Source organism: Sphingomonas eleionomae (assembly GCF_049889035.1).
GTDB lineage: Bacteria > Pseudomonadota > Alphaproteobacteria > Sphingomonadales > Sphingomonadaceae > Sphingomonas.
Genome location: NZ_JBLTWP010000001.1, coordinates 743,592 through 765,988 on the forward strand (window position 1 = coordinate 743,592; position 22,397 = coordinate 765,988).

At 64.8% G+C, this 22,397-nt stretch carries 19 protein-coding genes; 4 read left to right on the forward strand and 15 right to left on the reverse strand.

The genetic code is table 11. The features are described 5' to 3' along the window. Positions 1-10: 10 nt before the first annotated feature. From ACNI3Q_RS03345 to ffh, 13 genes are all read right to left on the reverse strand, one after another. Entirely contained in the window at positions 11-1,870 is a 1,860-nt protein-coding gene (locus ACNI3Q_RS03345) for a M2 family metallopeptidase (RefSeq protein WP_426273998.1), read from the reverse strand. Between the two features lie 64 nt (positions 1,871-1,934). Next, a complete protein-coding gene (locus tag ACNI3Q_RS03350; protein WP_426273999.1) occupies positions 1,935-2,696 on the reverse strand; it encodes an alpha/beta fold hydrolase in 762 nt (253 codons plus the stop codon). Positions 2,697-2,707: 11 nt separating this feature from the next. After that, on the reverse strand, positions 2,708-3,733 hold the full coding sequence (locus tag ACNI3Q_RS03355) for an aspartate-semialdehyde dehydrogenase (protein ID WP_426274000.1): 1,026 nt from the start codon (positions 3,731-3,733) through the stop codon (positions 2,708-2,710). A gap of 95 nt (positions 3,734-3,828) precedes the next feature. Continuing rightward, positions 3,829-5,232 (reverse strand): DUF1501 domain-containing protein, encoded by a 1,404-nt coding sequence (locus ACNI3Q_RS03360; protein WP_426274001.1) that lies wholly within the window; start codon positions 5,230-5,232, stop codon positions 3,829-3,831. A 14-nt stretch (positions 5,233-5,246) separates the two neighbouring features. Continuing rightward, entirely contained in the window at positions 5,247-6,836 is a 1,590-nt protein-coding gene (locus ACNI3Q_RS03365; RefSeq protein WP_426274002.1) for a DUF1800 domain-containing protein, read from the reverse strand. A gap of 58 nt (positions 6,837-6,894) precedes the next feature. Next, a complete protein-coding gene (locus ACNI3Q_RS03370; RefSeq protein ID WP_426274003.1) occupies positions 6,895-8,352 on the reverse strand; it encodes a helicase HerA domain-containing protein in 1,458 nt (485 codons plus the stop codon). Positions 8,353-8,401: 49 nt separating this feature from the next. Further along, positions 8,402-10,627 (reverse strand): DPP IV N-terminal domain-containing protein, encoded by a 2,226-nt coding sequence (locus ACNI3Q_RS03375; RefSeq protein ID WP_426274004.1) that lies wholly within the window; start codon positions 10,625-10,627, stop codon positions 8,402-8,404. 262 nt (positions 10,628-10,889) lie between these two features. Next, positions 10,890-11,279, reverse strand: coding sequence for a 50S ribosomal protein L19 (gene rplS / locus ACNI3Q_RS03380; RefSeq protein ID WP_260019467.1), 390 nt, complete (start codon positions 11,277-11,279; stop codon positions 10,890-10,892). Position 11,280: 1 nt separating this feature from the next. Continuing rightward, positions 11,281-12,009, reverse strand: coding sequence for a tRNA (guanosine(37)-N1)-methyltransferase TrmD (gene trmD / locus ACNI3Q_RS03385; RefSeq protein ID WP_426274005.1), 729 nt, complete (start codon positions 12,007-12,009; stop codon positions 11,281-11,283). A gap of 41 nt (positions 12,010-12,050) precedes the next feature. After that, positions 12,051-13,547: a serine hydrolase domain-containing protein gene (locus ACNI3Q_RS03390; protein ID WP_426274006.1), complete on the reverse strand. Its 1,497-nt coding sequence runs from the start codon at positions 13,545-13,547 to the stop codon at positions 12,051-12,053. Between the two features lie 293 nt (positions 13,548-13,840). After that, positions 13,841-14,320 (reverse strand): ribosome maturation factor RimM, encoded by a 480-nt coding sequence (gene rimM / locus ACNI3Q_RS03395; RefSeq protein WP_426274007.1) that lies wholly within the window; start codon positions 14,318-14,320, stop codon positions 13,841-13,843. A gap of 4 nt (positions 14,321-14,324) precedes the next feature. Further along, positions 14,325-14,795 (reverse strand): 30S ribosomal protein S16, encoded by a 471-nt coding sequence (gene rpsP, locus ACNI3Q_RS03400; RefSeq protein ID WP_426274008.1) that lies wholly within the window; start codon positions 14,793-14,795, stop codon positions 14,325-14,327. 27 nt (positions 14,796-14,822) lie between these two features. Beyond that, positions 14,823-16,307, reverse strand: coding sequence for a signal recognition particle protein (gene ffh / locus ACNI3Q_RS03405; RefSeq protein ID WP_426274009.1), 1,485 nt, complete (start codon positions 16,305-16,307; stop codon positions 14,823-14,825). Positions 16,308-16,549: 242 nt separating this feature from the next. Between ffh and ACNI3Q_RS03410 the strand changes: the two genes are divergently transcribed. Further along, positions 16,550-18,169 carry a putative bifunctional diguanylate cyclase/phosphodiesterase gene (locus ACNI3Q_RS03410; protein ID WP_426274010.1) on the forward strand — a complete coding sequence of 540 codons (1,620 nt, stop codon included), beginning with the start codon at positions 16,550-16,552 and terminating at the stop codon, positions 18,167-18,169. Here ACNI3Q_RS03410 and ACNI3Q_RS03415 read toward each other — a convergent pair. Beyond that, the gene (locus ACNI3Q_RS03415; protein WP_426274011.1) at positions 18,144-18,719 is read right to left on the reverse strand and encodes a DUF924 family protein; all 576 of its coding nucleotides are present in this window, start codon (positions 18,717-18,719) and stop codon (positions 18,144-18,146) included. The two genes, ACNI3Q_RS03410 and ACNI3Q_RS03415, sit on opposite strands and share 26 nt — an antisense overlap. Here ACNI3Q_RS03415 and mtaB point away from each other — a divergent pair. The 3 genes from mtaB to ACNI3Q_RS03430 are packed head-to-tail and all read left to right on the forward strand — an operon-like array spanning position 18,718 to position 21,538. After that, positions 18,718-19,962: a tRNA (N(6)-L-threonylcarbamoyladenosine(37)-C(2))-methylthiotransferase MtaB gene (gene mtaB, locus ACNI3Q_RS03420; protein WP_426274012.1), complete on the forward strand. Its 1,245-nt coding sequence runs from the start codon at positions 18,718-18,720 to the stop codon at positions 19,960-19,962. The genes ACNI3Q_RS03415 and mtaB overlap by 2 nt on opposite strands. Beyond that, positions 19,959-20,882: a signal recognition particle-docking protein FtsY gene (gene ftsY / locus ACNI3Q_RS03425; protein ID WP_426274013.1), complete on the forward strand. Its 924-nt coding sequence runs from the start codon at positions 19,959-19,961 to the stop codon at positions 20,880-20,882. Before mtaB ends, ftsY begins: the two co-directional genes overlap by 4 nt. 26 nt (positions 20,883-20,908) lie before the next feature. Further along, on the forward strand, positions 20,909-21,538 hold the full coding sequence (locus ACNI3Q_RS03430; protein WP_426274014.1) for a septation protein A: 630 nt from the start codon (positions 20,909-20,911) through the stop codon (positions 21,536-21,538). A gap of 120 nt (positions 21,539-21,658) precedes the next feature. Here the strand turns inward: ACNI3Q_RS03430 and ACNI3Q_RS03435 are convergent, their stop codons facing one another. Then, positions 21,659-22,282, reverse strand: coding sequence for a superoxide dismutase (locus tag ACNI3Q_RS03435; RefSeq protein ID WP_260019456.1), 624 nt, complete (start codon positions 22,280-22,282; stop codon positions 21,659-21,661). Positions 22,283-22,397: the final 115 nt, after the last annotated feature.

Consider the following 22,397-nt stretch of genomic DNA (forward strand, 5'->3'; position numbering starts at 1 on the left):
GGCACCCCGGTTACCAGCCGTCGGCCTCCCCCTTGATCTGCTCATCCAGCCACGCCTTCAGCGGGGCGAAATATTCGGCCATCGCCTTGCCCGACATTTCACGGCTGCCGGTAAACGCTTCCAGCGCGTCAGGCCATGGTTTGGACGCGCCCATTTCCAGCATCGCATTCAGCTTCGCGCCGACTTCCTTGTTGCCATAAAAGGAACAGCGGTGGAGCGGCCCCTTCCACCCCGCCTGCTCACACGCCGCCTTGTAGAACTGGAACTGAAGCAGCCGCGCCAGGAAATAGCGAGTATAGGGTACGCTGGCGGGCACGTGATACTTCGCGCCCGGATCGAACTTGTCGCTGCCGCGCTCCTCGGGGGGCACCAGCCCCTGATATTGCAGGCGCAGCGCATCCCACGCCGCCTGATACCCGTCCGGCTTTACCGAACCCGAAAACACTGCCCAGCGCCATTTATCGATCAGCAGGCCGAACGGCAGGAACGCCACCTTGTCCATCGCCTGCCGCAGCAACAGGCCGATATCCTTGTCCTCGCTCGGCACCTTGGCCGGATCGAGCAGGCCGATCTGGACGAGATAGTCGGGCGTGATCGACAGCGCGACGAAATCGCCGATCGCCTCATGGAACCCGTCATTGGCGCCGTTCAGATACAGATAGCTCTGATCCTTGTACGCGCGCTGGTAATAATTGTGGCCCAGCTCATGATGGATCACGACGAAATCGTCGCCATTCACCTTGATGCACATCTTGATGCGGATATCGTCCTTCTGATCGATGTCCCAGGCGGAAGCGTGGCACACGACCTCCCGATCCGCAGGCTTGACGAACATCGATCGCTGCCAGAACGTTTCAGGCAATGGCGTGAAGCCCAGCGAGGAATAGAAGCCCTCGCCGATCTTCACCAAGCCGACCGGATCGGCCTTTTTCGCCTCCAGCAGTTTCGTGACGTCATACCCGATATCGCCCGCACCCTGCGGCGCGACGACGTCATAGATGTTGCCCCATTCCTGTGCCCACATATTGCCCAGCAGGTCGGCACGGATCGGCCCGGTGCGCGGCTGAACCGCATCGCCATATTTCTCATTCAGCTTCTTGCGGGTGTAGATGAAGAGCGAGCGGTACAGTGGCTCGACTTCCTTCCACAATTTGTCGGTCAGCCGGGCAAACTCGGCCGGGTCCATGTCATAATTGGAACGCCACATCGCGCCGACGTCGCGAAAGCCCAGTTCCTTGGCACCCAGATTGGCGATCTCGACGCTGCGTGCATAATCCTGGCCCATCGGCGCGCCGACATTGTCGTGCCAGCTCAGCCACATTTCCTTTAGCTTTGCCGGATTGCGTTCGGTGCCCATTGCGGCCTCGATATCCGATCCGTTGATCGGCTTGCCGTCCAGCGTGCCGCGACCCTTGCCATAGGCGGACGACATCTTGGTCACCAGGGTAGCCAGCTCGTCCGCCGCGCCCTGCGTCGTCGGCGCGGGCAAGGTCAGGCTGGAGCGCAGGATATCTAGCTTGCGCTTCGTATCGGGCGACAGGCCGTGGATTGCGGCATATTTCGCCGCCTCCAGCGCGTATTTCACGGCCATTTCCGTGCCCTCGGCACCACTCTGTGCAGCCAGCGCGTCGGTGTCGTCGGTGATGTAGGTGGCGTTCACCCACTGGATCCGGCTCGCTTCGACCGAAAAGTCGAACGCTGCCTTTTCCGCGGCCGCGACAAAGGCGTCGGCATCGGCGGGGGTCAGCGCCTTTTCCGGAGCAGGCTTGGCTTCGGCAGCAGGCTTGGCAGGCGCAGTTTTCTGCTGTGCCAGCGCGGGCGTCGCCAGCAGGCAGGCAAGGGCAAGGGCGGATACACCGGTACGGATCATGATGGCTGGTCCTTTGGACGCGACAGACGAATGCGCGTCTTGTGAGCCAGCGTATCGCAACCCGTCAAGCAGTCAGGAAATCCCGGATCGCCTCGCCCAGCTCCCGCTTGGTGACCGCGCTCATGTGATTGCCCGGCACCTCAACCAGCCGCGCATCGGGCAGGAGGTCGGCAAGCGCCGCGTGCGAGCCATTGTCGTCGTCGTCAACGCCCGCGGCAACCAGCACGGGCTGACCGATCCCGGCAATGGCATCGTGCGGCGTATCGACGAATGTGTCGAGGATGCCGAGCAGCGCGACCGGATCACCGCCGGTCGTCTTGAGGAACGCCTCAGCCATCCATTCGGGCGTGCCGCGAGCATGGCTGCCAAGACCGGTCAGCACGCGGCGAAAATGGCCAGCGCGCGCGCCGGTGTCCAGCAACCCCTCAAGGCCCATGCCCGACAGGATAACCCGGCGGGGCGCAGGGGCATGGCCGCGCGCCAGCACCCGCACCACGGTTCGCGCGCCAAGGGAATAGCCGCCAAGGTCGTAGCCGCCTGCATCAAGGTTCAGATGCGCGATCAGCGCCTCTGCATCCATCGCCAGCGCGTCGGCTGGATAGGCAGCGGCATCGTGCGGCCGCCCGCTTTGCCCATGCGCGCGCAGATCGGGCATGATCACCCGGAACCCCGCCTCTGCCAGAATGGCGGCATGGCCGTACTTGATCCAGTTCGTATTCGCGTCGCTGAAATAGCCATGGATCAGCACCAGCGGCCGCCCCTCGCCCAGCTCGTGCCAGACGATGGAGGTGCCGTCGAAACTGTCGAACCGCCGGGTGCCGTCCATGGCGATGCGCCTCAGCCCTTTTTCAGGTGGCGGCGGCCCAGCAGCTCCGCGATCTGCACCGCGTTCAGTGCCGCCCCCTTGCGCAGGTTGTCGCTGACGCACCACAGCGACAGGCCGTTGTCGACCGTCGAATCCTCACGGACGCGGCTGACGAAGGTCGCATAGTCGCCGACGCATTCGATCGGCGTCACGTATCCGCCGTCCTCACGCTTGTCGACCAGCATCACGCCGGGCGCTTCACGCAGGATATTCTGTGCCTGTTCGGCCGAAATCTCGTCCTCGAACTCGATATTGATCGCTTCCGAATGGCCGACGAACACCGGTACGCGAACGCAGGTCGCCGTCACCTTGACCTTGGGATCCAGGATCTTCTTGGTTTCGGCCACCATCTTCCATTCTTCCTTGGTCGACCCGTCGTCCAGGAAGCTGTCGATGTGCGGGATCACGTTGAACGCGATCTGCTTGGTGAACTTCTTCGGTTCGGCCTGATCACCGACAAAGATATTGCGGCTCTGTTCGAACAATTCGTCCATGCCCGCCTTGCCCGCGCCGGAAACCGACTGATAGGTGGCGACGACGACGCGCTTGATCCGGGCGGCATCATGCAGCGGCTTCAGCGCGACGACCATCTGGGCGGTCGAACAGTTGGGATTGGCGATGATGTTGCGCGCCTTGTACCCGTCGATCGCCTCCGGATTCACTTCCGGCACGATCAGCGGCACGTCCGGGTCCATGCGATAGAGCGAGGCATTGTCGATGACGACGCAGCCGGCAGCGGCAAAGCGCGGCGCGTGCAGCTTGCTGCCATCGCTGCCGATGGCGAACAGCGCCATGTCCCAGCCGGTGGGATCGAAATGCTCGATATTCTGGACTTTCAGTTTCCGGCCTGTCTCACCAAACTCGATCTCGTCGCCCTGGCTGCGTGCAGAGGCCAGTACAGCGATCTCGTCGATCGGGAATTCCCGCTCGGCGAGGATGTTCAGCATTTCGCGGCCCACATTGCCCGTGGCACCCGCGACGACAACCCGATAACCCATGATGACGTCCAGTTCCTTGAAAGCTCCCGCTCGGTGATTGAGCGCGGCTCCTTTAGCGCCTTTGCGCCGCGTTGAAACCCAAGAAAGCCTGTCCGTTACACGAAGCCAAGGTTGCGCGACGCAAAGTTGCCGAGATTGGGCAGGATCGCGCCCAGCTCCGCATCCGGCACCCCGAACCACCGCGCCAGCGTCGCCGCATATTGATCGGTCGCGGTCGAAGGCAACAACCGCCCCTGCCCCACCTGATCGTCCGTCTCGATCGAGATGTGCGGCGCCGTGCCGTAATAGCGCCCGCCCTTCACCGCCCCACCCATCACGAAATGATGGCTGCCCCAGCCATGGTCGGACCCGTCGCCGTTATTGACCAGCGTGCGACCGAAATCGGATGCGGTGAACGTCGTCACCTGTTGCTGCACGCCCAGTTCGACCAGCGCCATGTAGAATGCCGTCATGCCCTCATCCAGCTTGGCCATCAGATCGGCGTGCTTGGCCGACAGGTCGTTGTGATGATCGAACCCGTCCAGCGAGACAAAGAACACCTGACGCCTTGACCCCAGCTCGCCGCGCGCGCCGATCAGCCGGGCGACGATCCGCAGCTGATCGGCCAGCTTGTTCTCGCCCGGCACGACGTCGAAACTGGTTTTCAAATCCACCTTGGCCAGCGCCGAATTGACGATGCCCTCCATCCGCATCGACCGACGGGCAAGCATGGCCAGTTCGTTTTCCATCGCGTGGTCGCGCTGTGCCGTCATCAGCGTGTCGAGCGCGGCCGCGATGGCGGGCGAGCCATAGGCCGATTTGTGAATGGGCTGCACCTGGATCGCGCCCTTTGGGCTGATCTGATATTGCAGCGCCTTGTCGCCCGACACGAACACCGCATTGCCGCTGGCGGAAATGCAGGTGAGCAGCGAATGCTGGTTCCGCTCCATCGCCCAGTCGCCCAGCCGCCCGCCCCAGCCGACCACCGCCCCTTCACTGCCCAGCGCCTGCCACACCGATTGCTGGTCATTGTGGCTGAACAGCTTGGGCGGCAGTGGATGGCGCGACCGGTCGTTCCCGTCGAACTGCGCCCGGGTCAACGGCGTGATGAGGGGGCCGACGTTCAGCACCGGCGCGATCTTGCCGGCATCGAACAACAGCTTCACGCGCGGCATCTGCGGCGCGACGGCATAGGCGATGTCGTCGGTCAGCGTTTGAGCCACGCGCGGTTTGAGCGTCGTTGCCTCAAGATCCTTGCGGCCATAGCCGATCGTCCCGCGGATCTTCAGATACCGGCTGTGATTGACGGGATCGACCGGGATCAGCGTATTGCCGTGATCATTCCCGCCATATAGAAAGATGCAGACCAGCGCCCGATAATCGTCCGCCCCCGGCGCCGCCGCCTCCGCCATGTGGCCGAGGCTCATGGCCAGCGGCGCGCCCGCCCCGATCGCCGTCAGCTGCGATGCGCGGGCAAGCAGGGTCCGGCGGCTGACGGGCGTGGTGATGATGTGGGCCATGGACCGCCTCCCCCCTATTTCTCGACCAGATATTCGGGCGACGCCATCACGAGCAGACAGGCGCTGGCCAGCCGGTCGAGCTTGCGCTCCTCCGGCGCGTCGATCGTCAGCGGGGTGTCGGCCAGCGCATCGGCGATCAGCGTCACCGATGCGTCGGACAGTCGCCCGGCGGCCAGATGCAGATTGAGCCATTCGGTGACCGCCCGGGCGTCATGCGCCATCGGCAACAGTGCGGCATAGCTGGGGCGGATGCCCCGCGTGCCCCAGCGGATCGTCCATTGCAGAAAGTTCAGATAACCGGCGATGCTGGTTTCATTGGCAATCTGAAACTCCGGGGCCAGCTTGTCCGCCCGCGCAATCTCGGTCTGCGGCGGGCGATAGCCGGAGCGAAAGAAGTTGAACACCGATGGCGACCGCAACGGGCTTTGCGCCAGCGCCTCGTCATTGCGGCTGGTGTCGAACATCTCGAACGGTTCATCGACCTGTTTCAGGCCCACCGTGCGCGCCCAGCCGACATAGCGTAGGACCGGCTCCCTGACCTTTCCGGAAAGGCGGTCGTCGGGCCGGGGCGGCGCCATCGCCTCCGGGTCGGTCAGCACGGCGCGCCACACCGCTTTCAGATCACCGCGCAAGCCCTTGCCATTGTCGGCAAATGCTGCCGCGACGCGCCCGACATAGGCGGGGGTGGGATTGCTCGTCACCAGTCGCTGGATCATCTGCCGGCCAAAGAACGGGCCGACATTCGGATGGTTGAACAGATGGTCATGCGCCATGGTCAACGCCGTCTCGCCCGGCGTCCCTTCCGGGATGGTCAGGCCGAGGAAGGTGACCGCCAGCGTCGAATGCTTGGCGGAATCGAGCACCATCGGGTCAAGGCAGAACTCCTGACTGATCACCGGATAATCCTGCCACGCCACATCGGTCCGTTTCACCCGGCGCATGTCATGGTCGTACCCGGTAAAGACACGCGCCAGATTGGTGACATCGCTCTGCGTGTAGGTCTCGATCGGTTTGCCGGCCGCATCTAGCCGCTCGGTCCCGTCGGGGTTCAGTTCATACAGGCCGATGGTGAACAGCTGCATGATTTCCCGCGCGTAATTCTCGTCCGGCTGGCGGCCGGTGGCGGGGTCTTCCTTCAGATTGCCCTTGGTATTGAGGTACATCCCCATCGCGGCGTTCAGCGTCACCGCCTGCATCAGATCGCGGAAATTGCCAAAGGCATGGCGAGTCAGCACCGACCAGTAACCCGCCATCATGTACGGCGGCCAATATCCGTCGATCGGGTTCAGCGACACGACGAAGAATTGTGACAGGGCAAAGGCTAGCCGCTGTCGCATCTCGTCCGGCTGGGCGATCAGCTGGTTCCAGATCATGTGATCGCCCGCCTGGGGCCAGAAATATCGCGCCTCGCTGGTCACCGCGGCATGGCCGTTCGCCGTCAGCCATTCGGCCCCGCTCTGCCCAGGCGCGGCAGCGAAATGCCGGTCCAGCCAGCGGTCCGGCCCAATGCTCAGATAGTCGGCAATGTCATCGGGGGTGGCGGCGAACTTGGCGCGCTGAATGAACCGGGCCGCCAGTGCTGCATCGCTGGTCGCGGTCGCCACCAGGCTCCTCCCCCTGCTTTCGTTAGCGCAATCATACGCCAAGCAGTGGTCCGGTCAATCAGGCTGCCTCGCTGGGCATGGTGGTCCAGCCAAGCCGGGGAATGGCGATCGATCGCCGTCCCGAAAGGTCGGTGCGCACGACGAACAGATCGCGGCTTTCGATATAGCCGATCAGGCGGCGGACCCGGCCGAGCGATGCCGTGCCATAGACGCGGGCGAGTTCCTCATCGGCCGGACAGGCCACCCCTTCGCGCGCGGCACGGGCAATCAGCAGGAACGGCCCCAGCATCTCGTCGGGCAATTCCCTGGCCAGCCGGAATGCCGGTGCCCATTCAGCATCCAGCCCGTCAATGATCCCGGCGCGGGCAGCGGACAGGCGCCGCGAAAACGCCGCCAGATCGACGGGCGGCTGTTTCAGCCCCTGCATCCGGCACCGCACCTGGAAATCCTGAAACAGTACGGCCGCCGGGCGGGTCGCGGAATCCGCCTCCTCCACGATTGCCTTCAGCACATCAGCAATCACTGCCTCTGCATCCAGATCGGCAAACAAATCCGGCTCCGGCTCCGGCGCATCTTCGGGCCGGGGGGCCTCGATCACGGCGAGCACATCCTCGGCCGACGCGGGTTCCGGTTCCGGTGCGCGCACGATCTGGGGCGCGTGGTCGACCGGCGCGAACAGCAGGTCCTTCATATCGCCGGCGGGCGCATCGGGAAGCGGGACCAGCTTGGGGCTGCCGCTGCGGGCACTGGTTTCGACCGAGCCGATGGTGACCGCAACCGGGCGACGCGACACGGCCGGGCCAAGGGCAAGGAAATGCCCGCGCGCCAGATCGCGGATCGCCTCGGCCTGCCGCCGTTCCATGCCGAGCAGGTCGGCTGCGCGCGCCATGTCGATATCGAGAAAGGTGCGGCCCATCAGGAAATTGGACGCTTCTGCGGCGACATTCTTGGCCAGTTTGGCCAGCCGCTGGGTGGCGATCACCCCGGCCAGGCCGCGTTTGCGACCCCGGCACATCAGGTTTGTCATTGCCGACAGGCTGGCCCTGCGCACCTCTTCGGCCACTTCGCCGCCACCGGCCGGGGCAAAAAGCTGTGCCTCGTCCACCACCACCAGCGCGGGATACCAATGGTCGCGCGGTGCATCGAACAGGGCATTCAGGAACGTGGCGGCACAGCGCATCTGCCCCTCGGCCTCCAGCCCCTCAAGGCTGAGCACGACAGAGGCGCGATGCTGGCGGATGCGCTCCGCAAACCGCTCGATTTCACGCTCGGCATGGTCGGCGGCCTCGATCACCACATGGCCATAAGTATCGGACAGGGTGACGAAATCGCCCTCCGGGTCGATCACCACCTGTTGCACACGGCCGGCACTTTTTTCCAGCAACCGGCGCAGCAGATGCGATTTGCCCGAACCGGAATTGCCCTGAACCAGCAGGCGCGTCGCCAGCAATTCCTCAAGGTCCATCACCACCGGCCTGCCCGCCGGATCGACCCCCATGTCCACGCCAATCGTCATGCCGTCGGCCATGGCGGATCGAATCGGACTGCGGCAAGGGGGGAGTGGATCACTCCGGCTGTTTGGCAGCGGCGCGGCCCGTTACCCGGTCGGCAAAATCCAGAATGGTCGTCCACAAATGCTCGCTGATCCCCGGCCCCGCAACGCGGTGCGTCTGGCCGGGATAGAGCATCAGTTCGAACGGCACTGCCGCCTTCTGCATCTCTGCCATCATCACCGTGGAATGGTCCAGAACGACATTGTCGTCGGCCATGCCGTGGATCAGCAACAGCGGATCGGCGATCTTCCCCGCATTCACCACCGTGTTCGACGTCTTGTACGCCTCCGCCACCTGTCGCGGGTTGCCCATGTACCGCTCAGTATAATGAGTATCGTACAGTTCCCATTTGCTGACCGGCGCACCCGAAATGCCGCCGGCGAAAACATTCTGTCCCGCCTCCAGCATCTTCAGCGTCATATAGCCGCCATAGGACCAGCCATAGGTGACGATGGCGTCCGGATCGACGAATGCCTGCGTCTTCAGCCATTGCGCGGCGGTCAGCTGATCCTGCACCTCGACGCTGCCCATCGCCTGATACAGGTGATCCTCGAACGCCTTGCCGCGGTTGGCCGCGCCGCGATTGTCGATCTGGAAAAAGATATAGCCGCGCTTCACCAGGAACTGCTGCAGCGCGCCCGACCATTGCCGCGCCACCGTCTGGCTGTGCGGGCCGCCGTAGTGCTGAAAGAACACGGGGTAACGCTTGCCCGGCTCCAGCACCGGCGTGACCATTTCCCAATGCAGCGTGGTGCCGTCGGCCGCCTTCAGCGTGCCGAACCGCTTTGGCCGGTGGCTTGCAACATAGGGGAAATAGGGATGCGCAGCATCGAGCGCGTTTTCATTGACCCACGCAATGCGCTTGCCATTGGCATCGGCCAGCCAGGTCTGGGGCGGCTGATCGGGGTTGGATCGAGTGACGATCATCCGGCTGGCATCGCCATTGCCCGACGCACCATGCCACCAGCCCGCCTCGGTCAGGCGCACGGGTTCGCCGCCCGCCAGCGGCACTGTGTATAAATGCCGTTCCAGCACGCCATCCTTGTTGCCGGAAAACACGATCCGGCCTGCCCGTTCATCAACGCCGACCAGGCCAGATACCTCCCAGTCGCCGCGGGTCAGCTGTTTCCACTGTCCCCGGTCGAAGCGATAGAGATGGCCGTGACCGTCCCGCTCCGACCTCCAGACCAGTGTTCCGTCCTTGAGGAAGCGATAGGCGTTGGACAGGTTGACCCAACTGCGCTCGCCCGCCTTTTCCGTGAACAGCACGCTTGAAGCACCGGTCTGCGGATCGACCGCCAGCATATCCAGGACCTTCTGGTCGCGGCTCTGCCGCTGGACATACAGCGTCTTGCCATCGGGTGCCCAGTCGACCCGCGCCAGATAGATGTCGCGGTTTTCGCCCAGATCGACCTTTACCCGGCGCTTTCCGCCATCGTGCAGGACATAGAGGTCGACCAGCACATTGTCCGTGCCAGCCTTTGGATAGCGTTGGTCATAGACGCGGGTGCCGTCCGCACCGATCGCGGCGCGGCTGACGACGGCCACGGGTGCCTCGTCAAAGCGTTCCACCGCGATCATGCTGTCATCGGGCGACCACCAATAGCCCTGGGTCCGGTCCATTTCCTCCTGCGCGACGAACTCCGCCTCGCCCCAGTGAACCGTCTCGCTGGATTCCTCCGGCGTTGCCGCCACCGCCTTGCCGCTCGCCTGATCCAGCAGCATCAGGCGTCCGTTCTGGATATAGCTGACCACAGAGCCGCGCGGGCTGATTTCCGGGTTCAGTTTCGGACCCGTGCCGGCGGGAAGCTTTTCAGAGGTCCCATCCAGTCCCGCCCGGTACAACTCGCCATCCAGCGGTACGAGGATCGACTTGCCGTCCGGCGCCCAGTCATAGGCGACGATGCCGCGGGTGCCGCCGATGCGGGCACGCTCGCGCTGCATCTTTTCCGCCTCGGACAGTTCGCCGCCGCTCGACAGCTTGGCGGAATCGACCAGCATCCGCCATTCGCCGCCGCCGGTGTCCATGGCCCACAGGTCATAGCGATCCCGCTCTTCCGGGCGATTGCGCAGGAGCGTCAGCCATTTGCCATCGGGCGATAGGCGCGCGGTGCGCGGGGAACTGCCATTGAGGTCGGGGGAGGCAAAGACCCGTTTCAGGGTCAGGTCGGCGGGCGCTTGCGGGCTGGCCGGGGTCGCTTGCGGCTGGGCCGGGGTGGCCTGCGGCTCAATGGCCATGGCGGCTGTTCCCAGCGAAAGAGCGGCGATCGCGACGGCCCATTTGCCCATCCTTGTTACTCTCCAAAAACATCCCTGCACCGACGGCGGATACCGGCGCATTCAAAACGACAATTCAGGACCAAAGGCAACCCGAACCGGCAGATCGGCGGTGCGCAGGGATTTCCGCGGAGGAGCATGGCGCACCAAAGGCGCTGTAGGCAAGAAAGGCGCCCGACAGGGTCGGACGCCTTTCTGTTTACCAACCGATCCGGCCAGCCAATTATTCGGCGGCGGCGGTTTCCGTCGGACGCGGGTCGCGGCGTTCGGCGATACGAGCCGACTTGCCGGTGCGGCCGCGCAGATAATAGAGCTTGGCACGACGCACGACGCCGCGACGGACGACTTCGATGCTGTCGACATTGGGCGAATAGAGCGGGAAGACGCGCTCGACACCCTCACCGAACGAAATCTTGCGGACGGTGAAGTTGCTGCCCATGCCCTTGTTCGAGCGGGCGATGCAGACGCCTTCAAAGTTCTGAACGCGGGTGCGTTCGCCTTCGACCACCTTCACGCCGACGCGCAGGGTGTCGCCGGGGCGGAAATCGGGGATTTTCTTCGCTTCGTTGAACTTGGCGATGTTCTCGGCTTCGATCTGCTGGATGAGGTTCATCTCATTCTTCCTTCTGTCGCCGCGCGCCAGAGGGCGACTGGACCCGAGCGCCCTCATGGCGCTCCCACAGGTCCGGCCGCCTTAGCCGTGTATCGGTTTCGGCCATCGACTTTCGCCATGCCGAAATCCTCGCATGATCCCCCGATCGCAGCACTTCGGGGATCGTGCGCCCTTCCCATTCGACGGGTCGGGTATAATGCGGGTATTCCAGAAGGCCGCTTTCGAAGCTTTCCTCATCCCCGCTTTGGGTCGCGCCCATTACGCCGGGAATGAGCCGAATGCAAGCGTCCAGCGTGACCAGGGCGCCCATTTCCCCGCCGGAAAGCACATAGTCCCCGATGCTGACCGGTTCGATTGGCCGGGCATCGAACAGGCGTTCGTCAAACCCCTCAAACCGGCCGCACAGGATCGACACACCCGGCCCGGCGGCGAGTTCGCGGACGCGGGCCTGGGTCAGCGGACGACCGCGGGGGGACATGGCCAGCATCGGACGGTCATAGCCGACGCTGTCACAGGCGGCGGCAAGCACATCCGCCTTCAGCACCATGCCCGCCCCGCCCCCGGCCGGCGTGTCGTCGACGGTACGGTGCCGATCCGTGGCAAAGTCGCGGATCTGCACGGTTTCCAGCGCCCACTTCCCCTTCGTCAGCGCCCGTCCGGCGATGGAATGGCCAAGCGGCCCCGGAAACATGTCGGGGTAGAGGGTCAGAACGGTCGCGCGAAACGTCATGCCAGCCCCCCTATGCCAGTTCGCACCGAACGCCAATCCGATCAGGGCTGGCTGATCTGGCGCAGCTGTGGCTGGAACCGAAGTGCCTGGATGGTCAGCGGATCGGTGGGCGCGAGCAGCACCTGTCCATCCAGCAGACCGCGTTCACAATTCCAGCGGAAGCTGGCCTGCATCCGCGTCTGCACCGCCAGCGGCTCGGCGCTGGTGCAGGCACCGAGTTGCCGTTTGAGCCGGGCAAGCTCTAGCGCCCAGTTTTCGGACGATCGGTCCATCAGGAAGTTCATCGCCAGCTTGCCCTCAAGCGGTTTGAGGGTGCCGGCCGCATAGGCGGCGCGGGCGGCATCGACGAACCCGGCAAGGTGCGGCGCCTCAACCGGCGGCCCTGGCGGGGCGGCACCGTTGCGGGCCAGCGCATAGAGGCTTTGCCAGACGGCAACGGCCGGCGCCTGATAGGTGCGGCTGGCAAAGGCGAAGGCGGCGACGCCGCGTTCAGGGGCCAGCACGACGAAGCTGCCATAGCCCGGATAGCCGCCGCCATGGCTGAGCGTCAGGCCCAGGTCGCAATCGGGCGTCGTGCGCATCCCCATGCCATAGGCGATGGCGTGGACGCAGCGGTCGTCCGCCCCCTGTCCCGGTCGGGGAGAGATGCGGACGAAGTTCAGCCCCTGCGCCATTTCGCGCACCGTGGAGCGGCGGACCGGACCCGTTTCCGCGCCATCCCGTTCCGGCCAGGCGGACAGGAGGAAGGACAGCCATTTGGCATAATCGATGGCGGTGGTGTGCAACCCGCCCATTGCACCGAATGCGCCATCACGCATCGACGGTTCGGCGACCCAGCGGTCATTTTCCCAGCGATAGCCGACGGCCAGCTTTTCCGGCGGAACATCGGCGATTTCGTACCCCGACTGGTTCATGCCGAGCGGCGTCAGGATCGTGTCGCGGATATAGGCCTGATAGGGCTTGCCCGACGCGTTGGTGATGATCCGGCCGAGCAGCGCATAGCCGTAGTTGGAATATTCATGCGCCAGTTGCGGCGTGCGGCTGAACGGGACACCGCGGGCGATCATGGCGGTGAAATCCGGCTCGCTCAGCACCTGTTGCCGGTCGCCCCAGGGATCGTCGGTCACCATGCCGGTGGTGTGGGCCAGCAGGTCGCGGATGCGGATGCGCGGGGCATCGGTGGTGGGATAGGCCCATCCCTTCATTTCCGGGACATGGGTTTCAGCCAGATCGTCGAGGCGCAGCTTCCCCGCATCGCGCAGCGACAGGATGGCGAGCGCAGTGAAGGCCTTTGACATGGAGGCGATGCGGAACCGGGTGTCCGCTTCGACGGCACGCGGGCTGCCCCAGCGCTGCACCCCTTCGGCCCGAACCAGGTCGAGCCGGCCATTGCGGACGACGCCATAGACGAGGCCGGGCACCGGCGTTGCCTGTTGAAAGGCATCGAAGGCGGCATGGATCTGCGTTTCCGCGTCCGGCGGGATCGCCTGCTGCGCGGCCGCTGCTGATGCCCAAAAAAGCAGCAGAACACCGGTCAATCGGCTGACAGTTTTGACAGAATGGCTGTGTTTCATGCGCGGCGGTCGCGAGCGGTCAGGCGCGAAAAGGGCTGAAATCGGCATATCCGCAGCCAATCAGAAGTCAGGCGGTTAGGAAAGCGAAAAGCGAATCGCCCCGCTGCGCAACGTGCAGGGGAAATGGCCCGGAAACCGGCCCACGGATTTAGGCAGATCCGTGAAGCCGGAGCGTCGTTGCGAGCGATGTGACGCAATCCAGATGCGGATGCTGGATTGCTTCGCTGCGCTCGCAATGACGGAAACGCAAGGCGGTTTCAGGCGTCGATCCAGGCAGCGTTGATGACCAGCCGGTCGTCATTCCAGTCCGGCACGGCGGCGGGCGTCATGGGGATCATGAAGCGTTTGGCGTCGGGCCGTTCGATTTCGATGACATCGCCCGCGCCGAAATTGTCGATTGCCACCACCGATCCGACCGCGACGCCATCGTCAGTGACAACGGGCAGGCCGATCAGGTCGACATGGTAATATTCACCCTCGCCCAGCGGCGGGAGAGCGGCGCGCGGCACGGTGAGTTCCGTGCCGCGCATCGCCTCTGCGGTGTTGCGGTCGCGCACCTCAGCAAAGCGGGCGATGGCGCCATTGGGGCCATCGCGCAGCGCCTTCAGCGTCAATGCGCCGCCATTGAAGCTGGCGAAACCGGCCAGCGTATCGGCAAACACCTTTAACCGGACCTCGCCCGTCACGCCATGCGCGCCGATGATGACGGCCAGAGTGACGGGGCGGTCAGCCGGCAAGGGTTCAGCCCTCTGCCTGTTCCTCGGCGGCTTCGGCAGCCGGGGCTTCCTCGCCCGCAGCTTCTTCGGCCGGGGCTTCGGGTTCGGCGGCCTTGGCTTCGGCTTCCGCCTTGGCAGCGGCAGCGGCTTCTTCCGCGGCCTTCAGCTTTTCGGCACGCTCTTCGGCGCGCTCCTTGGCCTTTTCACCCGGCTCGGCCTTTTTCGGGTTGCTGCGGGCCGCGCGCTCCTTAATGCCGGCGGCGTCGAGGAAACGGGCAACGCGGTCGGTCGGCTGCGCGCCGACGCCCAGCCAATGCTTGGCGCGATCGGCGTCGAGCTTCACACGCTCCGGCGAATCCTTGGCGAGCAGCGGGTTGTAGGTCCCGATCTTTTCGATGAACTTGCCGTCGCGGGGCGAACGGGCGTCAGCGATGACGATCCGGTAATAGGGCCGCTTCTTGGAGCCGCCGCGCGACAAACGCATGGAAATTGCCATTTAACTTCGTCCTTCTATCTGAAACAGTTACTTCTTCTTGTTCAAAAGCCGTGCGAGCTCTGGCGGGATGTTCCCCCCGCCCGGCCCGCCGGGCAGACCGGGAAGCCCGCCGCCCATCTTGTCCATCATCGCGCCCATGTCCGGGCCGCCGAGCGCGTTGCCGACGCCGCCCATGCCGCCCTTGCCAAGCATGCCCAGCATCCCCTTGAGCCCACCCATCTTTTTCAGCCGCTTCATCGCGGTCTGCATCTCCTGATGCATCTTGATGAGCTTGTTCACGTCCTGAACCGTGACACCCGCGCCCTTGGCAATGCGGATCTTGCGCTTGGCATTGAGCAGTTCCGGCTTGGCGCGTTCCTTTGGCGTCATCGATCCGATGATCGCATCCATCCGCACCAGCACCTTGTCGCCGCCGACCTGATCGACCTGCGCCTGCGCCTTTTTAAGGCCGGGGATCATGCCGGCCAGCGCGCCAAGGCCGCCCATCTTGCGCATCTGCGACAACTGGCTGCGCAGATCGTTCATGTCGAACTGACCCTTGGCCAGCCGCGATGCCATGCGCTCGGCATCTTCCTGTTCGATCGAGGCCGCGGCCTTTTCGACCAGCGACACCACATCGCCCATGCCCAGGATGCGACCCGCCACCCGCTTGGGATGGAACGGTTCGATCTGGTCGAGCTTTTCGCCCATGCCGGCAAACTTGATCGGCTTGCCGGTAACGGCGCGCATCGACAGCGCAGCGCCGCCGCGGGCATCGCCGTCCATCCGGGTCAGGATCACGCCGGTCAGCGGCACCTGAGCCGAGAAATTCTCTGCGACGTTCACCGCATCCTGACCGGTCAGGCTGTCGACGACCAGCAGCGTTTCGGCGGGCATCGCCACGTCCGACACCGCCCGCATTTCGTCCATCAGCGCCTGATCGACGTGCAAACGGCCCGCGGTGTCAAGCATCAGGACGTCGAAACCCTGAAGCTTTGCCGCCTGAAGCGCGCGGCGGGCAATATCCACCGGCTGCTGACCCGGCACGATCGGCAGGGTCGCGATCTCTGTCTGCGTGCCCAGAACGGCCAGCTGTTCCTGCGCCGCCGGACGATTGACGTCGAGCGACGCCATCAGCACGCGCTTGCGCTCTGTCCTGGTGATCAGCTTAGCCAGCTTGGCCGTGGTCGTCGTCTTGCCCGACCCCTGAAGCCCGACCAGCATCACCACGGCGGGCGGCGTGACGCCAAGGTTCAGTTCGGCCGTATCCGCGCCCAGCATGTCGACGAGCGCGTCATTGACGATCTTGACGACCTGTTGCCCCGGCGTGACCGAGCGCAGCACCTGTTGCCCGATCGCCTGTTCGGTCACCTTTTCCACGAAATCGCGGGCAACCGGCAGCGCGACGTCCGCCTCCAGCAGCGCCACGCGAACCTCGCGCATCGCGGCGCGCACGTCGGCCTCGGTCAGGGCACCGCGGCCCCGCAGCCGATCGAAAACACCGCCAAGGCGATCGCTGAGACTTTCGAACATCATCACTCCAGACCAGCGTCGGGACGTCAATGCAAGAAACGCCGGCGGACGAAACCTCGTCGGCCAGCGTCACCCCGCAGGGTGTGCAAAGATGTCCGTTTCGCTGAAACGTCGCACGCCCCCTATGCCCGGCGGCACAAAAACGCAAGTCCCGCGCGCATTAACCCGATGGTTACCCCCGCTGCACCATGACCGGGCGTTGATCGATCGAATGGGGCATTGCGCGCATGGCGCTTGGGCGGATGGATATTGAGAGCATGATCGGCGCCGCACGGCGCAACGGCTGGATATCCTCTCTGGTCAGCCTGGCGGCGATCCTGTTGTTCGTCGGCATCGGCAGTTCGGTGCTGACATCCACCATCGGCCATTATCTGCGCGATGCCGCCCCGACGGAGCGGACGCTTGCCATCGCACTGATGCTGAACGTCGCGCTGATCCTGCTTGGCTGGCGGCGGCAATCGGCGCTGCGGCGCGAGGTGAAGGTGCGGGCCGAAGCGGAAGAGCGGGCGCATCTGCTGGCCAGCCGGGATCCGCTGACCGGGTTCCTGAACCGCCGGGCATTGGGCGAGGAAGGCGCGAACCTGCTGACCCAGGGCGAGCGGCGGCACAAGGCGATGGCGCTGATCCTGCTCGACCTCGATCATTTCAAGACGATCAACGACATGTACGGCCATTCGGTCGGCGATGCGTTGTTGCGGCAGGTGGCGTCGGAAATCCGCGATGCGATGCCGCACGTCGCGCTGACCGGGCGACTGGGCGGCGACGAATTCGCCTGCGGCTTCCTGTTCGACGGCGATCATCCCCAGCCGGTCGAGCGCGTGGCCGAACGGCTGGTCACCCGCATGGCCCAGCCATTCGACGCCGATGGCATCGTGTGCCACGTCAGCTGCTCCATCGGCATCGCCCGGTCGGACGTGGATTGCCGCAGCATGGACGCGATCCTGCGCCGCGCCGATATCGCCATGTACGCGGCGAAAAAGGCCGGGCGGAACCGGTTCGCCTGGTTCGACACGTCGATGGAGCGGGAACTGCACGCCCGCAACGACCTGGAACTCGGGCTGCGCAACGCGATCCCCGCCGGGCAGATCGTCCCGTATTTCGAGCAGCAGCGCGACCTGACCACCGGCGAACTGGTCGGGTTCGAGGTGCTGGCGCGGTGGGAGCATCCCCATCACGGCCTGATCAGCCCGGAACGGTTCATTCCGATTGCCGAGGAAACCGGGATGATCGCCGACCTGTCCATGTCGATCATGCGTCAGGCGTGCCTGGCCGCGCGCGACTGGGACCCGTCGCTGACGCTGTCGATCAATGTTTCGCCGTGGCAGCTGCGCGATGCGTGGCTGGCGCAGAAGATCATCAAGGTGCTGACCGAAACCGGCTTTCCGGCCGAACGGCTGGAGGTGGAGATCACCGAGACCGCGCTGTTCGACAATCTGGCGCTGGCGCAGTCCATTGTCGGCAGCCTGAAGAACCAGCGGATCCGGCTGGCGCTCGATGATTTCGGGACCGGCTATTCCTCGCTGGCGCACCTGCGCGCGCTGCCGTTCGACCGGATCAAGATCGACAAGAGTTTCGTCACCTCGCTGAACGAAAGCCTGGATTCAGTCGCCATCGTCAATGCGATCGTCGGCCTGGGCGAGAGCCTGAACCTGCCGATCACGGCCGAGGGGATCGAGAATGAGACGATCCTGGAGCGGCTGCGCGCGCTGGGCGTGGCAAAGGGTCAGGGCTGGACGTTCGGGATGCCGATTTCCGCGGGCGCGGTTCGCCGGATGCTGGCCGAACTGGACCTGATCGTCACGGCGATCCCGACGCCGGTCCATCCCGGCGAGCAGCCTACCACCCGGCATCAGGCCCGCTGAGCCACGCTTCCTCGGCCGGGGTGCTGGACCGGCCAAGTGCCGCATTGCGCGATGGAAAGCGGCCAAACCGTTCGATCACGGCCAGATGCGCCTGGCCGTAGCGCACCTGTTCCTCCAACCCGGCCGCCTGGAAACAGTCGATGGCGAAGCGTTGCAGCACAAGGTGTTCGGCGTGCATCAGCGGCATCAGCAGGAAGGTCGCCCGCATCCCCCGTTCCTGAGCATGCCAGCCGCGACGGATCGCCGACAGGCACAGTTCCAGCGCCAGATCATCGGCGGCAAATGCCTCTGCCCGCCCGCGATGGATGTTGCGCGAAAACTGATCGAGCAGGATGATCGCCGCCAGCAATGCGTCCCGATCGTCGCGCCAGCCCGCCGCATCGCTGGCCAGCACCCGGTCGCGCAGGGCACCGAAGCGTTCGGCAATTTCCCGGTCGAGCACCGGATCGACGGCGAATTGCCGTTCCTTTGGCTGATTCAGCCAGAAATCCAGCACCACGCGGGCGCCCGCGTGGACTTCATCCGTCACTGTCCCTAAGTCGCCGCTCATGTCCGTCCAAGGCTCCCCTGTGCCAGAGATCGTCAGTCTCGGCTGTCGGCTCAACATCGCGGAAAGCGAAACGATCCGTGCCATGGTGTCGGGCCGCGACATGATCGTCGTCAACAGCTGTGCCGTGACGAACGAAGCAGTGAAATCGACCCGCGCCGCCATCCGCCGCGCGCGGCGGGCACGGCCGGACGCGGAACTGGTCGTTACCGGATGCGCGGTGCAGGTCGATCCGGCGAGTTTCGCCGCGATGCCGGAGGTGGACCGCGTGATCGGCAATGCCGAAAAGCTGCTGCCCGCCGCCTGGGCCGGGACGGATGCTGTCCGGGTTTCGGACATGATGGCGGTGCGCGACACCGCGCCGCACCTGTCCGCCAGCTTTTCCGAACACGCCCGCGCGTTCGTGGAGGTGCAGAATGGCTGCGACCATCGCTGCACCTTCTGCATCATCCCCTATGGCCGGGGAAACAGCCGGTCCGTCCCGGCAGGCGCGGTGGTCGATCGCATCGCTGCGCTGGTCGATCAGGGGTATCGCGAGGTGGTGCTGACCGGCGTCGACCTGACCAGTTATGGCCCCGACCTGCCGGGATCGCCGACGTTGGGCGCGCTGGTCGAGCGCATCCTGACCCACACGCGCGTCGAGCGGCTGCGCCTGTCATCGCTGGATTCGGTGGAGATCGACGACCGGCTGTTTGCCCTGTTGACGCAGGAACAGCGGCTGTTGCCGCACGTCCATCTGTCGTTCCAGGCGGGCGACGACATGATCCTGAAGCGGATGAAGCGCCGCCACAGCCGGGCACAGGCCGTGGCGATCGTTCGGCGGCTGAAGTCCGCGCGGCCGGACATTGCGATCGGTGCGGACCTGATTGCCGGGTTTCCGACCGAGGATGACGTCATGGCGGCGAACACGCTGGCCCTGATTGATGATTGCGATATCGTTCATGCCCATATCTTTCCGTTCAGCCCGCGCGACGGCACGCCCGCCGCCCGGATGCCGCAGGTGCCGCACGCGATGATCCGCGAGCGCGCCGCCGCACTGCGCGCCCGCGCCGCCGAACGCCGCGCCGCATGGCTGCGATCGCTGATCGGGACGCGCCAGTCGCTGCTGGTCGAACGGCCCGGCGACCGGGGCCATGCCGGCAATTTCGCAGAAATCCGCCTTGCCTCTCCGCTGCCGATCGGACAGATCGAAGCGGTGACCATAACCGACGCCACCGACACCCATTTGATCGGAACCCCTGAATGAGCTGGTCCGACCGCCTGTTTGGCGGCTTTCGCAAGACATCCGACCGTCTGCTCGGCAACCTGGCCGGCCTGTCCGCCGCGCGGCTGGACGAGGATCGGCTGGAGGAAATCGAAGAGGCGCTGATCGCGTCCGACCTTGGCCCGGAAACGGCGGCGCGCGTGCGCACCCGGCTGGCCGACGGGCAATATGAGCGCAACCTGGAGGAGCTGGGCATCCGGCTGGTCGTGGCGGAGGAAATCCAGCGCGCGCTGGAACCGGTGGCCGAGCCCCTGCCCATTCGTACCGGCCTGAAGCCTCAGGTCGTGCTGGTGGTCGGCGTCAACGGGTCGGGCAAGACGACGACCATCGCCAAGCTGGCCAAGACGGTGAAGGATCAGGGGTTTTCCGTGATGCTGGCCGCGGGCGACACGTTCCGGGCGGCGGCCATCGGCCAGCTGAAAACCTGGGCCGAGCGGCTGGGCGTGCCCATCGTTGCGGGGGCAGAGGGCGGCGATGCCGCAGGCCTTGCCCATGATGCGGTGCGTCAGGCGATCGAGCGCGGTGTCGACATGCTGATCATCGACACGGCCGGGCGGCTGCAGAACCGCCGCGAACTGATGGACGAGCTGGCCAAGGTGAAGCGCGTGATCGGCAAGCAGTTGCCCGATGCGCCGCACGACGTGCTGCTCGTGCTGGATGCCACCACCGGCCAGAACGCGCTGTCGCAGATCGAGGTGTTCAAGGACGTGGCGGGCGTGACCGGCCTGGTCATGACCAAGCTGGACGGAACCGCGCGGGGCGGCGTGCTGGTGGCGGCGGCCGAGCGGTTCCGCCTGCCCATTCACGCCATCGGCGTCGGCGAGACGGCAGAGGATCTGCGCGCGTTCGATGCCAATGAAGTCGCCCGCGCCATCGCCGGTGTCGAGCGCATCAGTCGTTGAACGGACCAACCAGGATTGCCGCCCCGATGAACACCGCGTCCCCTGCCCGCGAGCCTATTTCGCCGCTGCTGCGCATGGCGATCGATTACGGGCCGCTGATCGTGTTTTTCGCGGCCAACAACCTGACGCGCGGGCCGGAGCTGGCGCGGCTGCTGTATGCGACCGCAGCGTTCATGGTGGCCACCGGCATTTCAATCACGTTTTCGTTCATCAAGACGCGCCATGTGTCGCCGATGCTCTGGATCTCGGGCGGCCTTGTCCTGATCCTGGGCGGTCTGACCCTTTGGCTGCAGAACGAGACGTTCATCAAGATGAAGCCGACCCTGGTCTATCTGACCTTTGCGGTCGTGCTTGGCTATGGTTTGATGACGGGTCGTCCGCTGCTCAAGCTGTTGCTGGAAAGCGCGTATCCCGGCCTTACGGAGCGCGGATGGCGTCAGCTGACGATCAACTGGGCACTGTTTTTCGTCGTGATGGCTGGCGTGAACGAAGCCGTATGGCGGACGCAATCGACCGATTTCTGGGTCAGCTTCAAACTGTTCGGCACGATCCCGCTGACCCTGATCTTTGCCGCGGCGAATATCCCCATGCTGCTGAAGCACGGTCTTCAGGCAGGCGAGGCGGCAAAGGATCCGCCGGTGCCGCCGGAGGGGTGAGCCAAAAGGAACGGCCCTCACCCTTCCCACCGCTACGCGGCGGGCCCCTTCCCTCTCCCGCAAGCGGGAGAGGGAGGGAGCGGCGTCAGCTGCGGAAGGGTGAGGGTTCCTTATCCGTGATCAGCCCTGATCGGCGCGGCTGACGCCTTCGCCGTCGAGGTTCTGAGCGACGAACGCCCAGTTGATCAGCTTGTTGGCCACGGCCTCGACATAGGCCGGGCGGGCATTGCGATAATCGACATAATAGGCGTGTTCCCACACGTCGATGGTCAGCAGCGGCTTCATGCCGTCATACGCAACCGGCGTGTCGGCATCGTGGAGCGACGTGACCTTGAGCTTGTCGCCGTCGAGGACCAGCCAGCCCCAGCCGCTGGCGAAATGGCCGACGCTTTCGGCGACCAGCTTGCTGACCAGCGCCTCGGTCGACCCGAATTCGTCAGCGATCATGTCGGCCAGCTTGCCGGTGGGCGCTTCGTAATCGGGGGTCAGGCACTGCCAGAAAAAGCTGTGGTTCCAGATCTGGGCCGTGTTGTTGAACAGGCCCTTGTTGCCCTTTTCCTTGGCGAACAGGATCGCGTCGGACAGCTTGGCCTCTGCCACTTCGGGGATGTCGGCAATCAGCTTGTTGGCGTTCACGACATAGGCATTGTGATGCTTGCCATGATGGAACTCAAAGGTTTCCGCCGACATATGCGGCGCCAGCGCGTCCTTTGCATAGGGCAGTTCGGGCAGGATATAGGCCATGTCGTCGCTCCTCTTCGCTGATGGCAGATCATTCCGCCGCTCCAACGCGCCAGTCGGACAAGAGGTGCACGTCCCCCTTGCACGGCCGGCGCATCGTTCCGGCACGCGGCGCATA

Excerpts from the sequence above, each read along its gene's own strand:
- ACNI3Q_RS03345 (WP_426273998.1), bottom strand. The coding sequence starts at position 1,870 with ATGATCCGTACCGGTGTATCCGCCCTTGCCCTTGCCTGCCTGCTGGCG.
- ACNI3Q_RS03350 (WP_426273999.1), bottom strand. The coding sequence starts at position 2,696 with ATGGACGGCACCCGGCGGTTCGACAGTTTCGACGGCACCTCCATCGTC.
- ACNI3Q_RS03355 (WP_426274000.1), bottom strand. The coding sequence starts at position 3,733 with ATGGGTTATCGGGTTGTCGTCGCGGGTGCCACGGGCAATGTGGGCCGC.
- ACNI3Q_RS03360 (WP_426274001.1), bottom strand. The coding sequence starts at position 5,232 with ATGGCCCACATCATCACCACGCCCGTCAGCCGCCGGACCCTGCTTGCC.
- ACNI3Q_RS03370 (WP_426274003.1), bottom strand. The coding sequence starts at position 8,352 with ATGACGATTGGCGTGGACATGGGGGTCGATCCGGCGGGCAGGCCGGTG.
- ACNI3Q_RS03375 (WP_426274004.1), bottom strand. The coding sequence starts at position 10,627 with ATGGCCATTGAGCCGCAGGCCACCCCGGCCCAGCCGCAAGCGACCCCG.
- rplS (WP_260019467.1), bottom strand. The coding sequence starts at position 11,279 with ATGAACCTCATCCAGCAGATCGAAGCCGAGAACATCGCCAAGTTCAAC.
- trmD (WP_426274005.1), bottom strand. The coding sequence starts at position 12,009 with ATGACGTTTCGCGCGACCGTTCTGACCCTCTACCCCGACATGTTTCCG.
- rpsP (WP_426274008.1), bottom strand. The coding sequence starts at position 14,795 with ATGGCAATTTCCATGCGTTTGTCGCGCGGCGGCTCCAAGAAGCGGCCC.
- ffh (WP_426274009.1), bottom strand. The coding sequence starts at position 16,307 with ATGTTCGAAAGTCTCAGCGATCGCCTTGGCGGTGTTTTCGATCGGCTG.
- ACNI3Q_RS03410 (WP_426274010.1), top strand. The coding sequence starts at position 16,550 with ATGGATATTGAGAGCATGATCGGCGCCGCACGGCGCAACGGCTGGATA.
- mtaB (WP_426274012.1), top strand. The coding sequence starts at position 18,718 with ATGTCCGTCCAAGGCTCCCCTGTGCCAGAGATCGTCAGTCTCGGCTGT.
- ACNI3Q_RS03415 (WP_426274011.1), bottom strand. The coding sequence starts at position 18,719 with ATGAGCGGCGACTTAGGGACAGTGACGGATGAAGTCCACGCGGGCGCC.
- ftsY (WP_426274013.1), top strand. The coding sequence starts at position 19,959 with ATGAGCTGGTCCGACCGCCTGTTTGGCGGCTTTCGCAAGACATCCGAC.
- ACNI3Q_RS03430 (WP_426274014.1), top strand. The coding sequence starts at position 20,909 with ATGAACACCGCGTCCCCTGCCCGCGAGCCTATTTCGCCGCTGCTGCGC.
- ACNI3Q_RS03435 (WP_260019456.1), bottom strand. The coding sequence starts at position 22,282 with ATGGCCTATATCCTGCCCGAACTGCCCTATGCAAAGGACGCGCTGGCG.